At 73.4% G+C, this 13,073-nt stretch carries 13 protein-coding genes and 1 pseudogene; 6 read left to right on the forward strand and 8 right to left on the reverse strand.

The features are described from left to right. Nucleotides 1–252: 252 nt before the first annotated feature. Nucleotides 253–1,062: a TIGR02452 family protein gene (locus AV521_RS01185; RefSeq protein WP_076083382.1), complete on the forward strand. Its 810-nt coding sequence runs from the start codon at nt 253–255 to the stop codon at nt 1,060–1,062. 72 nt (nt 1,063–1,134) lie between these two features. On the opposite strand, the gene AV521_RS01190 is transcribed toward AV521_RS01185, so the two are convergent. From AV521_RS01190 to AV521_RS01205, 4 genes are all read right to left on the reverse strand, one after another. Further along, complete coding sequence (locus AV521_RS01190) at nt 1,135–1,581, reverse strand: type II toxin-antitoxin system PemK/MazF family toxin (protein ID WP_076082318.1); 447 nt, start codon at nt 1,579–1,581, stop codon at nt 1,135–1,137. Nucleotides 1,582–1,701: 120 nt separating this feature from the next. Beyond that, entirely contained in the window at nt 1,702–3,123 is a 1,422-nt protein-coding gene (locus AV521_RS01195) for an amidase (RefSeq protein ID WP_076082319.1), read from the reverse strand. A 104-nt stretch (nt 3,124–3,227) separates the two neighbouring features. Beyond that, nucleotides 3,228–3,989 carry a bifunctional 2-polyprenyl-6-hydroxyphenol methylase/3-demethylubiquinol 3-O-methyltransferase UbiG gene (locus AV521_RS01200; RefSeq protein ID WP_076083385.1) on the reverse strand — a complete coding sequence of 254 codons (762 nt, stop codon included), beginning with the start codon at nt 3,987–3,989 and terminating at the stop codon, nt 3,228–3,230. 15 nt (nt 3,990–4,004) lie between these two features. Continuing rightward, entirely contained in the window at nt 4,005–5,057 is a 1,053-nt protein-coding gene (locus AV521_RS01205) for a Glu/Leu/Phe/Val dehydrogenase dimerization domain-containing protein (protein ID WP_076082321.1), read from the reverse strand. Nucleotides 5,058–5,169: 112 nt separating this feature from the next. Between AV521_RS01205 and AV521_RS01210 the strand changes: the two genes are divergently transcribed. After that, on the forward strand, nt 5,170–5,628 hold the full coding sequence (locus AV521_RS01210) for an Lrp/AsnC family transcriptional regulator (RefSeq protein WP_076082323.1): 459 nt from the start codon (nt 5,170–5,172) through the stop codon (nt 5,626–5,628). A 33-nt stretch (nt 5,629–5,661) separates the two neighbouring features. On the opposite strand, the gene AV521_RS01215 is transcribed toward AV521_RS01210, so the two are convergent. Continuing rightward, the gene (locus tag AV521_RS01215; protein ID WP_076082325.1) at nt 5,662–6,894 is read right to left on the reverse strand and encodes an MFS transporter; all 1,233 of its coding nucleotides are present in this window, start codon (nt 6,892–6,894) and stop codon (nt 5,662–5,664) included. Between the two features lie 56 nt (nt 6,895–6,950). Here AV521_RS01215 and AV521_RS01220 point away from each other — a divergent pair, with 56 nt between their 5' ends. Together AV521_RS01220 and AV521_RS50300 are read left to right on the forward strand one after the other, a co-directional pair. Then, on the forward strand, nt 6,951–7,988 hold the full coding sequence (locus tag AV521_RS01220) for a helix-turn-helix domain-containing protein (protein ID WP_076082327.1): 1,038 nt from the start codon (nt 6,951–6,953) through the stop codon (nt 7,986–7,988). Between the two features lie 175 nt (nt 7,989–8,163). Continuing rightward, nucleotides 8,164–8,435: pseudogene (locus AV521_RS50300) on the forward strand (LLM class F420-dependent oxidoreductase); the annotation flags it as partial. A gap of 167 nt (nt 8,436–8,602) precedes the next feature. Here the strand turns inward: AV521_RS50300 and AV521_RS01225 are convergent. Continuing rightward, complete coding sequence (locus AV521_RS01225) at nt 8,603–9,166, reverse strand: NADPH-dependent FMN reductase (RefSeq protein ID WP_076082329.1); 564 nt, start codon at nt 9,164–9,166, stop codon at nt 8,603–8,605. A gap of 100 nt (nt 9,167–9,266) precedes the next feature. Between AV521_RS01225 and AV521_RS01230 the strand changes: the two genes are divergently transcribed. Next, complete coding sequence (locus AV521_RS01230) at nt 9,267–9,965, forward strand: TetR/AcrR family transcriptional regulator (RefSeq protein ID WP_179022757.1); 699 nt, start codon at nt 9,267–9,269, stop codon at nt 9,963–9,965. Between the two features lie 67 nt (nt 9,966–10,032). Here the strand turns inward: AV521_RS01230 and AV521_RS01235 are convergent, their stop codons facing one another. Beyond that, a complete protein-coding gene (locus tag AV521_RS01235; RefSeq protein ID WP_076082331.1) occupies nt 10,033–11,190 on the reverse strand; it encodes an NAD(P)/FAD-dependent oxidoreductase in 1,158 nt (385 codons plus the stop codon). A 16-nt stretch (nt 11,191–11,206) separates the two neighbouring features. Beyond that, on the reverse strand, nt 11,207–11,869 hold the full coding sequence (locus AV521_RS01240; RefSeq protein WP_076082333.1) for a TetR/AcrR family transcriptional regulator: 663 nt from the start codon (nt 11,867–11,869) through the stop codon (nt 11,207–11,209). A 160-nt stretch (nt 11,870–12,029) separates the two neighbouring features. On the opposite strand from AV521_RS01240, the gene AV521_RS01245 reads away from it, so the two are divergent. Beyond that, the gene (locus AV521_RS01245) at nt 12,030–13,043 is read left to right on the forward strand and encodes a LacI family DNA-binding transcriptional regulator (RefSeq protein WP_179022760.1); all 1,014 of its coding nucleotides are present in this window, start codon (nt 12,030–12,032) and stop codon (nt 13,041–13,043) included. Nucleotides 13,044–13,073: the final 30 nt, after the last annotated feature.

Consider the following 13,073-nt stretch of genomic DNA (forward strand, 5'->3'; position numbering starts at 1 on the left):
ATGCCACCGACCCGGTGTGATCGTCGGGCCGGGCACACACGGGTTCCACCCAAGACCCTCGAGCCGATTCGCACAAGGGTGCCCCGTGGGACGTTCTGGTTCGGTCACCTCCGTTTCCCTACGTGTTTGCGGACCGTTCCGGGGGTGCGAAACTCCGTTGCACCGCATCACCAGCATCACCCAGGATGCGTGCATGAGCACGACGGGGGAGACCGCGCCGGCCGCGGACACGGTGCCGACGGGGGTGGCGCCGTGAGCGCGCGCCTGCGCGGGATCGCCGCGGAGACGGAACAGATCGTGGCGGCGGGTCGCTATCGCTCGCCGGACGGCCGGGAGGTGTCCCTCGCGGCCCGGACCGAGGCCGCCCGGGCCGGTACGCGGATGTTCGGCCCCGAGCCGGTGCCGGTGCCCACCGACGGGGATGTGGAGCCGTTCTTCGAGGTCACCGGCGAAAGCAGCCTGGAGGCCGCCCGCCGGCTGGCCGCCGCTCCGGTCGCGGTCCTGAACTTCGCCTCGGCCCGGAATCCGGGCGGCGGCTATCTCAACGGCGCGCAGGCCCAGGAGGAGGCCCTGTGCCGTGCCTCCGCGCTGCACACCTGCCTGCTGACGGCCCGCTCCTTCTACGACCACCACCGCGCCCACCGCGACCCGTTCTACACGGACCGGGTGATCCACTCACCGGCCGTCCCGGTCTTCCGCGACGACCGGGGCCGGCTGCTGCCCGAGCCGTACCTCGCGGGCTTCCTGACCGCGGCCGCCCCCAACGCGGGCGTCGTACGGCGAACGGAACCGGACCGCGCCGCCGAACTGCCCGGCGCCCTCGCGGCACGGGCCGAGCGGGTGCTGGAGACGGCCGCCGCTCACGGATACCTCCGGCTGGTGCTCGGCGCCTGGGGCTGCGGAGTGTTCCAGAACGACCCGGCGCAGGTCGCGGGCGCGTTCCGGGCGCTGCTCGGCCCCGGCGGCCGGTTCGCCCGCACCTTCGAGCACGTGGTGTTCGGGGTGCTGGACCGGACACCGGGCACGGTCGTGCGGGAGGCGTTCACCCGGGCCTTTCCCTGAGGCCCGGGCCGGTGCACCGTAAGACCGGGGCCGCCGGCGCCGTAAGTCCCGGGCCGGCGCGCCGTACGCCGGTCAGGTCCAGCCGTAGCGCTCGTGCAGTCGCTGCCGGACCAGATTGAACCGCATCCGGTCCAGCGCGCACGCCTCACGGCGCATGCCCTCCTCGTGCAGCCGCAGCACCCGGTCCACGTCCACCCACGAGTCCCGGTCCGACCGGTCCCACGGCCCGCTGCCGATCGCCACATAGTCCCGGTCGCCGTCATGCCGCTTACTGGTCAGCTGTACGGCGAGGAGGGTGCCGGCCGCCTCCCGTGCGACGACCAGCACCGGGCGGTCCTTGCCCCGGCCGTCGTTCTCCTCGAACGGCACCCAGGTCCACACGATCTCGCCGGGGTCGGGGTCGCCGTCATGGGCCGGGGAGTACTCGGTGCGCACCCGGCCGACCTCGCGCGGGTCGGCCTCGGTGGTCGCGTGGCGGCCGTACCGGCCGGGGACGTTCTCATCGGTAAACGTGGTCACGCAGGCACCCTAGTGGGCGGGTTCCGCGGGGCAAGGAGCGCCTGCCCTCCGAAGGCTGGAGGGGCCCGCAAGGGCAGTTCGGCAGTACAGGGAGGGGAGACGGAAGGCATGCGCACGCCGTCAGGCGGCCCGTGTTGTCGCTGTGGGCTCCGGCGGCCGCCGTTCGTGCCAGCGCAGCTCCGCCTCCAACTGGGCGGCGACGGACACCAGCAGTGGTTCGCTGTCGGCGGGGCCGAGCAGCTGCGCACCCACCGGCAGGCCGTCATGCACGAACCCGGCGGGCACGTTGACCCCCGGCCAGCCCAGCACGTTCCACGGCCAGGCGTACGGACACGCGGCGATCATCGCGCGGTCCGTGGCCAGCCCGCGCAGCCGGTACAGGGCCCCTATCCGGGGCGGGGGAGCGGCCGTCGTGGGCGCGAGGATCACGTCGTAACGCCCGAAGAACCCGCCGATGCGCCGGTGCAGCACCGCCTCGGCGCGCCGGGCCGCCCGCAGCGGGGCCCCGCCGAGCAGTCGGCCGAGCCGGGCCGCGTCCCGGGTGCGCGGATCGAGCAGCGCCGGATCGGGGGCCTCGCGGACCCGCTCGGCGATCCCGGCGGTGGCACGCGGCACGAAGGTCAGTCCGATCTGCCCGTACGGCGGATCGGCCTCCTCCACCTCGTGCCCCAACGCGGCAAGTCTGTCGGCGAGTTGGACGACCCGAGTGCGGATCTCCGGGTCCAGCCGGGCCGGTACGGCGGTGAACGGCGGCTTCAGGGAGAGGGCGATGCGCAGCCGGCCCGGGTCGCGGCCGACCGCGTCCGCCACCGTCAGCGCGGTCGGCCGGTGCGGGTCCCGGAGGTGGTTGCCGCTCGCCGCGTCCAGCAGCAGGGCCGCGTCGGCGACCGTCCAGGCGAGGGTGCCGTTGACCGTGATGCCCTGAAAGGACTCTCCGTGCGGCCAGGTCGAGATACGGCCGCGCTGCGGCTTGATGCCGATCAGACCGGTCCACGAGGCCGGTATGCGCACCGAGCCGGCGCCGTCGGAGCCGAGCGCGGCGGGGACCAGCCCGGCGGCGACGGCGGCGGCCGAACCCCCGGACGAACCCCCGGGTGTGTGCCCGGTGTGCCACGGATTGCGGGTGTCCCCGAACGCCGGGCCCTCGGTGAACGGCCACTGCCCCAGCTCGCATGTGTTGGTCTTGCCGACGATCACGGCCCCGGCCGCGCGCAGCCGTCGTACCGCCTCCCCGTCCTCGGTGACCGGCGGGAACGTGCCCGGGCAGCCGAACGCGGTCGGCTCCCCGGCCACGTCCGTGTCGTCCTTCACCGCCACCGGCACCCCGAGCAGCGGACGCCGCTCACCGGATGCCAACTCCCGGTCGGCGGCGTCCGCTTCGGCGAGCGCGGCCTCGGCCCGCACGATCCGGAAGGCGTTCAACGTCCCCTGGGTGGCCTCGATCCGGGCCAGCGCCCGTTCCACCAGTGCACGGGAGGTCGCCTCCCCGGCGGCGAGCGCACGCCGGGTCTCCACGAGACCGGCGGAAGGGTCGGTGGGCATGGGCGAGCACCTCCGGGGGCTCCGGGAACGATGTCTACTGAACGGTAACGTCAGCGGGGGTACGGCCGTAGGGGTTTCGCCCGGATGTCTTCAGCGGCGGTGCCTCATCGCTTGACCGCGACGATGACATGGAGGCCGCGCGGCCCCTCGGCGCTGTGCCGGACGTCCAGCCCCAGGCCGCCGCAGCACTCGACGAGCCACGCGGGGCTGATGCGGAGCTTCGGATAGGCGCTGACGCGGAGTTCCCAGGTCGCGCCGGTGCGGGTGTGGATCAGGTCGTGGACCATGACCGTCTCGTCGTCCTCGTACTCCAGGACGCAGGTCATGATCCGGTCGTCGGTGGCGCGTACCGGAAGGAAACGGTCGGTGCCCGTGCGTGGGCGGGTCAGATCCCGGTGGCTGAGGACCAGTTGGCCGCCGGGGGCGAGGCACCGGGCTGCGTCGGCCAGCATCGCCGTCACGTCCGTCGTGCTCGGCAGGTGGATCAGCGTGTCGCCCATGCACACCACCGCGGCCAGGCTTGACGGCTGGGCGTGTTCTCCCAGTGCCGTACGGATGTCGCCGTGGAGGGGCCGGACGGCCGAGGAGTGGCCGGTGTGTGCCGCGAGTTCGGTGAGTTCGGCGAGCAGCGGTTCGCTGGTGTCGACGGCGAGGACGGGAGAGAAGCCGAGCGAGGCCAGGGCCAGGCTCTGCGGTCCCGGCCCGCAGCCGAGGTCGGCGGCGAGCGTCCCGGCGGTTCCGGGACGGACGCCCAGCTCGCTCAGGAGGCGCGCCTGGCCTTCGGCGACAGCGGCGATGTCGCCGCCGAGCATCCAGGTGTAGTGCTCGGCGAGGAGCTGCGCGTAGTGGTCGATGGCGGTGGTCATGGTCTGCACGGGCTCCTAGGGCTGAGGGGTGGACGGGCGGTCCGCGGCGTGCAGGCGTCGCCGGGCCGTCTCGGCGGCGGCCCGCGCGGGCGTCACACCTTCGCGTGCCGCGGTGTCGAGCAGTTCCCCGACAGTCTGTTCGATGGCGAGGACCCGTGTGCGGGCTTCGCCGGGTCCGGCGTGGTGGAGTTCGGTGCTGATGGCGTTCACGACTCCGCCCGCCCCGGCGACGTAGTCGGGTACCCAGACGATGCCGTGACGCCGCATCAGGTCGGCGACGTCCGGCGTGGCGAGCTGGTTGTTCGCCGGTCCCGCGACGGCCTTGCAGCGCAGGCGCGGGACGACTTCCCGGGTCAGCAGCGCCCCGAGCGCCGCCGGTACGACGACGTCGACGTCCTCGGTGAGGATCTCCTCAGGTTCGCGCCAGACCGCGCCGAGCGCCTCGGCCGTGGCCCGCCTGCCGGGTGCGATGTCGGTGACCGTCAGCTCGGCCCCCTCGGCGGTCAGCAGCCGCGCGAGGTGCTCGCCGACCCGGCCCAGGCCGATCACGGCGAGGCGGCGGCCGTCCAGGGCGGGCGTGCCATGGAGGTGCCGGCTCACGGCGCGCAGCGCGGCGAGCGTACCCAGCGCGGTGTGCGGGGACGAGTCGCCGCTCCCGCCCGACTCCTCGGGCCGGCAGAACACATGCGGGATGGCCTCGCCGATGACCGCCATGTCGGCCGGCCCGGTTCCGACGTCCGGCCCGGTCGCGTACCTCCCGTCCAGCGAGGCGATGACGTCGGCGACGTCCTGGAGCACGGCCCGCCGCCGGTCCGGGCCGAGACTCGTCCCTTCCGGCAGTGCGACGACCGTCTTCCCGCCGCCGCTGGACAGTCCGGCGACGGCCATCTTCAGGGTCATGCCCGCCGACAGGCGCAGCGCGTCGGTGAGTCCGTCCCGCCAGTGCGGGTAGTTCCAGATCCGGAGTCCGCCTGCCGCGGGCCCGAGCGCGGTGGAGTGAACGGCCACGATCACCGGCAGACCGGATCGGCGACCGACTCGGATGACAACCTCTTCGTGATCGAGCACCGGCTCGACCTCCTTCCATCCGTACGGGGCACGGTGGAAACCATCGCGCAAACGAACCGCCTGTGGATGCCGTGCCGAACGAATGGTTGGAAGACGGGTACCGTTCGCGTCCATGGACGAACTTGATTCGGAGATCGTGCGGCTTCTGCAATCGGATGCGCGGCAGTCGAACCGCGAACTCGCCCGCAAACTCGGTGTGGCGCCCTCGACCTGTCTGGAACGGGTCCGGGCCCTCACCCGGCGGGGAGTGATCCGCGGCTATCACGCCGACATCGATCCCGCGGCCCTCAACCGTGGCGTCCAGGCGCTGGTCTCGGTCCAGGTGCGCCCGCTCAACCGCACCGTGATCGACACGTTCAAGGGCTTTGCCAGCTCGCTGCCGGAGGTCCTCCATGTCTTCGTGCTCTCCGGCGGCGACGACTTCCTCCTCCATGTCGCCGTACAGGATCTCGACCGGCTGCACGCCTTCCTCGTCGACCGGCTCAGCAAGCGTGCCGAGATCACTGGCTTCCGCACCTCGATGATCTTCCAGCAGGTCAGCAACACGACGCCCCCGTCTCTGTCTTCCTGATCCACTCGGAGGGAGGGCGCCCGGGGTGGCAGGTCAGAAGGGAGCCGTCCGGGACGCCGGTCGGCGGCCGGACCGTGCTCCCAGGTGCCGTACCAGGCCCAACCCGGTCAGCAGCGCGACCAGAGCGCACACGCTGGACCAGCCTCCCCACCCGAACGTGCGGGCGGCGAGCCAGGAACCGAGGCTGCCGCCCAGATAGGCGCAGGTCATGTAGGCGGTGTTGAGGCGGCTGCGGACATCCGCGGCGAGGGCGTAGACACGCACCTGGTTGGCGACCATGCCGGACTGCATGCCGACGTCCAGCAGCAGTGTGCCCGTCGCCAGGGACAGCAGACCGGGGTTGCCGCCCAGGCCGCCGAGGACGAGGAACGCCGCGGACGAGAGGACTACGAGGAAGCAGACCAGGTTCACCGTGTCCGGCCCCCGTCGGTCCACCAGCCGCCCCGCGACCGGCGTCACGAACATGGTCACGGCGTTGACCAGCGCGAGCAGTCCGACCGCGTCCGCGCCGAGCCCGTACACCGGTCCCGTCAGCAGCAGCGCCACCCCGGTCCAGGCGGCGGAGAAGCCGGCGAACACGGTCGCCTGGTAGAAGGAGGAGCGGCGCAGGGCCGGTTCGGTGCACAGGAGGCGGACGGGCTCGGCCAGCAGACGGCCGTAAGGCCGCGGGGACGGCGGGGCGCCGGGCGGGAGCGCGCGAGCCAGGAGCAGTGCGACCAGGAAGGTCAGCAGCGCCGCCAGGACGTAGGGGGCCCGCCAGCCCATACGGTCGCCGAGGGCGCCGCCGGCCGTGCGGGAGAGCAGCATTCCGGCGAGGGCGCCGCTCAGCAGCGTGCCGCCGACCACACCCCGCCGCTCGGCCGGGACCAGCCCGGCGGCCAGCGGACCGGCCAGCGGGGCGACCACCGTGGCCACGCCGACCAGCACGCTCGCCGCGAACAGCGCCGGCAGTGCGGGTGCGGCGGCCGCGGCGCACAGGCCGGTGCCGGTCACGGTGAGCAGGGTGACCAGCAGCGGGCGGGGCGGCAGCCGGTCGCCGAGCGGGACGAGCAGGAAGATGCCCACCGCATAGCCGAACTGGGTCGCCGTCACCACCCCGGCCGCCGTGCCGGGGGAGACGCCGAGGCCCGCCGCCACGAGCGGGGCGACGGCCTGCGGGAAGTACACGTTGCCGACCGCGACCCCGCAGGCCAGCGCCAGCAGCGCGACGAGCCGGCAGTGTCCGGACGCGGGCGCGGTACGCTGCCCGGTGTGGTGATCCGTCATGCGCCGAAGTCCACGCCGTGCGCGGGCAGTTGGCGAAGGATGCAGGCGGGGGCTAAATGATCAGCTTCCGGCTCGGAGTCGACGACCTCGCCGACACCCGGTTCGCCATCTCCCCGCTCGGCGAGCTGATGGAGAGTCTCCGCGTCCTGCGCGCCCCGGCCCTGCACCCCCTGCACCGCGGCTGGCGCGGCACCGTGCTCGCCGCCCTCGCCCCCGCCGACCTGCCCCTGCTGTCGGCCCTGGTCGGCCCGGCCCTCGCCCTGCCCGACTTCCTGACCCCTCGGCCCATCGCCTACGCGCCCACGTTCGACGAGGAGCTGACCGTCGTACGGGGCACGCCCCTGGAGGTCGTACGACGCGACCTGCGCGCCGCGCACGCCCCGCGCCCGCTCCCCGGCGCACTACGACAGGCCGACGCACCCGGTGACGGCCCGGTCCGCGAACTCCTCGACGCCCTCTGCGCGTTGCTGCACCGCTACTGGCAGACGGCCCTGTTGCCGCACTGGCCGCGGATCCGGCTCGTCCTGGAGACCGACATCACGCACCGCGCGGGACAGCTGGCCACCGGCGGGGCGCGCTCGCTCTTCTCCGGTCTGCATCCGAACCTCGGCTGGCGGGACGGTGTGCTGACGGTCGAGAAGATGATCGGCCGGCACGCGGTGGACGGCGCCGGGCGGGGCCTGCGGCTGGTCCCCTCGGTGTTCGCGCACAAGCCGGCACCCCCGATCAGCGCCGAGGCACCGCCGATGCTCGCCTATCCGGGCCGGGGCACGGCGACCTTGTGGGAACCGGAACCCGCCCCTGACGCCTCCGCGCTCACCGCCCTGCTGGGCGCTCCCCGGACCACCCTGCTGCGCCTGCTCGCGGAACCGCTCCCCACGGTGGAACTGGCCCGCCGACTCGCCGTGACCCCGAGCGCCGTCTCCCAGCACCTGCGCGTCCTGGCCGCCACAGGCCTGGTGACCCGCACCCGGGACGGACGCCGGGTGCTGTACCGACGCAGCGCCCTGGCCGAGCGACTGGTGTGCGCCCCTGGTGTCCGGGCGGTGCAGGGGCCCGAGTCGGCTCGTCCTGGAGCGCGCCCGGGCGTCTAGTGCCGCGACAGGCAACGTTTGCGCGTGGGGGAGCGGCGTCCGGTGCGTGGTGTCGGTGTGCCGGCCGGAGGCCGTGCCCGATGGGCTGGGCGTGCGTGGGCTTTCGGCCGGTGTGGCGAGAGGGCGGGCCGGGCGTCGCGACGGGGCGAACGTTGCCCACACCTCCACCGTCCGCCTCGACGTGCTGTCCGGCGGCCGGGTCACGCTGTGCATCGGCGCCGCCTGGTACGTCCGCGAACACCACGGCCTCGGTGTGAGATGTGGGACACCGGGAAGGACGGCCCGTTCGGGGGCCGGAGTACGGGCTCGCGGAGACCCTGTGCGTGCCCGCACCCGTGAGCACCCCGCATCCGGGAATCATGATCGGCGGCGGGGGAGAGGATGACCTTGCGCCTGGTGGCCCGGTACGCCGACGCCTGCAACGCGAGCCCGTGCTCACCCGAGGAAGACCTTCGCCTACACAGGCGAGCCCGTCACCGGCTGAGCGCGACCTCCGCGTGGCTGGAGCGGCCGGTGGGCCTCGACCGAGCCGCCCGGCAGAGGGGACGCGGCTGCGTCCTGCGTACGCGACAAAGGGGCCGGACGGATCCGGCCCCCTGCGCGGTGCGCACGGCTCAGGCGGCCGTGACCTCGCCGATGGTGCCGTGCAGCCGGGCGACGACCTCGGTCAGCTGGGCGGCGACCTCGGCGTCGTCGACCGGGTGGGTCTCGGCGAAGCGGGTCACCGAACCCGGGATGGACAGCTTGATGTCCTCGATCACCTTGCCACCGGCGATGCCCACGGCCTTGCGGGTCTCGTCCTGCGCCCACACGCCGCCGTACTGGCCGAAGGCGGTGCCGATCACGGCGACGGGCTTGCCACCGAAGGCGCCGGCGCCGTACGGACGGGACAGCCAGTCGATGGCGTTCTTCAGAACGGCCGGGATGGTGCCGTTGTACTCCGGGGAGAAGAGCAGGAAGGCGTCGGCGGCCTGCGCGGCCTCACGCAGCTTCGCGGCGGCGGCCGGCACGTTGCGCTCGACGTCGATGTCCTCGTTGTAGAAGGGGACGTCGGCCAGGCCCTCGTACAGCACGACCTCGGCGCCCTCGGGGGCGAGCTTGACGGCCGCCTCGGCGAGCTGGCGGTTGTGAGAACCGGCGCGGAGGCTGCCGACGAGCGCGAGGATGCGAACAGACATGGGAACTCCAAAGAGGCTGAAACATCGCTGTTACGATCCGGACCGGGGTCCGCTTAACTTTCTAGCACCATAAGCGGACCCCGGTCCAGTTCTGTTCCCGATGCTTTACGCTGTCTTCATGTCCCCCGCCCTGCCGCCCTTCCCGCCGCCGCAAGAGCCCTACGACGAGCCCCAGTTGCTCAAGGTGGGCACGGCGCGTGAGGAGCCGTGCCTGCGTGCCGACGCGGCGCGCAACCGGGCCCGGCTGCTGGAGGCCGCCGCCCGGCTGATCGCTGAGCACGGGGTCGCCGGGGTAACCATGGAGGCGGTCGCGGCGGCGGCCAAGGTGGGCAAGGGGACCGTCTTCCGCCGCTTCGGCGACCGTACCGGACTGCTGATGGCCCTGCTCGACCACTCGGACCGCAAGCTGCAGGCCGACTTCCTGGGCGGCCCCCCGCCGCTGGGGCCCGGAGCGCCGCCCCTGGACCGTCTGCGGGCGTTCGGCGTTGCGGTGCTGTACCGCTATGCCGAGCAACTCGACCTCCTGCTGGCCGCCCAGACGGAACCCACCCGCAGACTTTCCCACCCGGCGGTCAACGCGCTGCGGACGCATGTGTCGATGCTGCTGCGGCAGATCGTGCCCGACGCCGACTGCGAACTGCTCTCGCAGACCCTCCTCGCCTCCCTCGACCCGGCGGTGATCCACCACCAGACCAAGCGGTGCGGGATGCCCATGGAGCGGCTGGAGGCGGGCTGGATCGACCTGGTCGCGCGGGTGACCGGAACCGAGCCGCCCCGACCGCCTGAGCCGTCCCGCTGATCGCCGGTCGGCCGCCACGGTCCCGCTGATCGCTGGTCTGCGGCCGGGCCGCGCCGCTGAGCGCCGGTCAGTCACCGGCCTCGGCCCCCTGGCCTGCGAACATGTCGAGCAGTCCCTGCGGCGCGTCCGCGCGGAACAGCAGCGCCGTGTTGCGCGCCGACTCCGTGGCGGACAGCTCGGCGCGCCGGAACATCCGGTCCTCGTAGGCGGCCAGCGCGGCGTCGGTGTTCTCGGGGTGCGCGGCCAGCGCGAGGCCCAGTTCGGCGCCGTCGAGCAGTGCAAGATTGGCGCCCTCGCCCGCGAACGGCGACATCAGATGGGCCGCGTCCCCGAGCAGCGTGACCCCGGGCACCCGGTCCCAGCGGTGACCGACCGGCAGGGCGTGGATCCGCCGGGGCACGAGCGTGCCGTCCGCGTCGGCGACCAGAGCCCGCAGGCTCTCGTCCCAGCCGTCGAACTCCTTCAGTACGGCCGCCTTCGCCGCCTCCGTGTCGCCGAAGTCGATGCCGTCCAGCCAGTCCTCCAGTGCCTCCACGGCCACGTACACGTGCAGACTGCCGTCCGTCTCGCGGTGCGCGAGGAGGCCGCGGCCCGCGCTCAGCGCGAAGAGCATCCCGCCGCCGACGACCGCCGCGCTCACCGGATGGCGCAGATCGGCCTCCAGCAGGTCGGCCTCGACGAAGGACACGCCCGTGTACGCGGGCTGGGCGGGGGAGAGCAGCGGGCGGATCCGGGACCAGGCGCCGTCCGCGCCGACCAGCAGGTCCGTGGTGAACACGGTGCCGTCCGCGAGTGTCACCTCATGCCGGCCGCCGCCCAGCGGGCGGGCACCGGTGACCTTGGCGCCCCAGCGGACCGTGCCCTCGGGCAGCGAGCCGAGCAGCAGCGCGCGCAGGTCACCGCGGTCGATCTCGGGCCGGCCGCCGGAGCCGTCGTCGCCCTCGGCGAGCCGCACGGTGGCGTGCCGGTCCAGGACGCGCATGGCCTGGCCGCCGGGGTGGACGCGCCGCAGGAACTCCTCGTACAGGCCGGCGGCGCGCAGCGCCTCCTGACCGGAGTCGTCGTGGATGTCGAGCATGCCGCCCTGGATCCGCGCCGCCGGCGAGGGATCCAGATCGAAGAGGGCGGCCGTCATGCCGTGCACATGCAGAACGCGGGCGAACGCGAGCCCGCCGAGACCGGCGCCGACGACGGTGACCGGGTGGTGGGCGGGGCTGGTGGTCATGGGGCCTCCTGGCGGGTCAGACGGGTACGGCGGTGCGCTCGATGCCGTTGATCAGGGTCTGGAAGGCCCAGGACAGGCGGGCCTCGGGGGTGCCGGAGAGCAGCGCGTCGGCGCTCGCGGCGATGTGCGGATGGGTGCCGGGCGGTGCCTTGCGCAGGGCGTGGGACAGCGCCCGCAAGTCGCCCGGGGACTCCTCCCCGGCGTGCTCGGCGGCCGTCGCGGCGGCGTGCTGCAGCAGCAGGTCGACGCCCCACGCCGCCTGCGCGCGCGGCACGCCGCCCGACTGGAGCAGGCCCAGCAGGGTCTCGATCAGGCGCAGATAGTGCGGGCCGCTGGGCCACGCGGTCAGCGCCGAGCGGGCGAGGCTCGGATGCTCCAGGAGCATCGCGGTGTAGCCGGTGAGCACCGCCTCCAGCCGCTCCCGCCAGTCGCCCTCGGCCGGCGCGGGGGGCACCGTGCCGAGCAGCTCGTCCAGGACGGCCGCGTGCAGCTCGTCGGTGTTGCGCACGTAGACGTACAGCGAGGCCGGACCGGTGTCCAGTTCCTGCGCCAGCCGCCGCATGGTCACCTTGCGCAGCCCTTCCGCGCGCAGGATCGCGACGGCGGCGGTGACGATGCCCTCCCGGGTCAGGGCGGGCTTGGCGGGACGTTCACGACGGGAGCGGGGAGTGGCGGGCATGGGAAGACCTTAACGAACATGTTCGTCACGAACAAGTACGTGACGAACATGTTCGCCAGCAGATCCATGCGCCGGACGCCAAAGATGCCGGTGCCCCGGATTTCGTGGAAAGGTGAACCACGTCGCCCCGCCGCCGCCCGGTCCCCGCCCCTCTGCCAAGATGCGGTCTGTCATGGTGCAGATACCGAACACGCCCACGAGTGCCGATGTGGCCCGCCTGGCCGGCGTCTCGCGCGCGACCGTGTCCTACGTCCTCAACAACACCAGCGCCGTACGGATCAGTGAACCGACACGGCGGCGCGTGCACGAGGCCGCGCGGGAACTGGGGTACGTGCCGCACGCCGCCGCCCGCAGCCTGCGCGCCGGACACAGCCGCATGGTCCTCATGCCCGCTCCGGCGATCCCTGTGGGCTCCCTCTACAGCGGATTCCTCAATGAGCTCCAGTGGGCGCTCGGCCGGCTCGACTACACCGTCGTGCAGTACGGCACCGTGGGCCTGCAGGGCGACGAAGCCGCCCGCGCCTGGGCGGAGTTGCGGCCGGTCGCCGTCCTGGTGCCCGGCGCGGAGCTCGGGCCGCTGGGCGTCGGCGTCCTCAAGCGCTCCGGAGCCCGGGCCGTGGTCACCCTCGGCCCCGAACGTGTCGAGGGCGCACACGCCCTGCTGATGGACCACGACGCCGTCGGCCAGTGCGCGGGCGCCCATCTGTACGCCCGCGGCCGGCGCCGGATCGGTGTCGTGGTGCCCGAGGAGTCCGGCCTGGAAGCCTACTCGCGGCCCCGGCTCGCCGGTGTGCGCCAGGCGCTGCACGGCACGGAGGCCACCGTCACGGAGCTGCCGCTCGCGTACACCGAGGAGTCCGCCGCCCAACTAGCCGCCCATTGGCGGGAGTCGGGGCTGGACGCGGTGTTCGCCTACAACGACGAGTACGCCATGCTGCTGATGCGCGCCCTGCAGGACGAAGGAGTGCGCGTCCCCGAGGACGTGGCCCTGATCGGCGCCGACGACCTGATGCTGGGCCGACTGCTGCGGCCGCGCCTCAGCACGGTGCACATCGAGCTGCCCTCGGGTCGCGACCTGGCCGAACTGGTCGACCGAGCGGTCCGTGACCCGGGCGGCGAGCCGGAGGTGCACAAGGTGCTGGGCGCGTCGGTGGTGGAACGCGAGTCCAGCTGACGTCCGTACGCATGTGACGACGCGCCGCCG

Source organism: Streptomyces sp. IMTB 2501 (genome assembly GCF_001953885.1).
Taxonomy (GTDB): domain Bacteria; phylum Actinomycetota; class Actinomycetes; order Streptomycetales; family Streptomycetaceae; genus Streptomyces.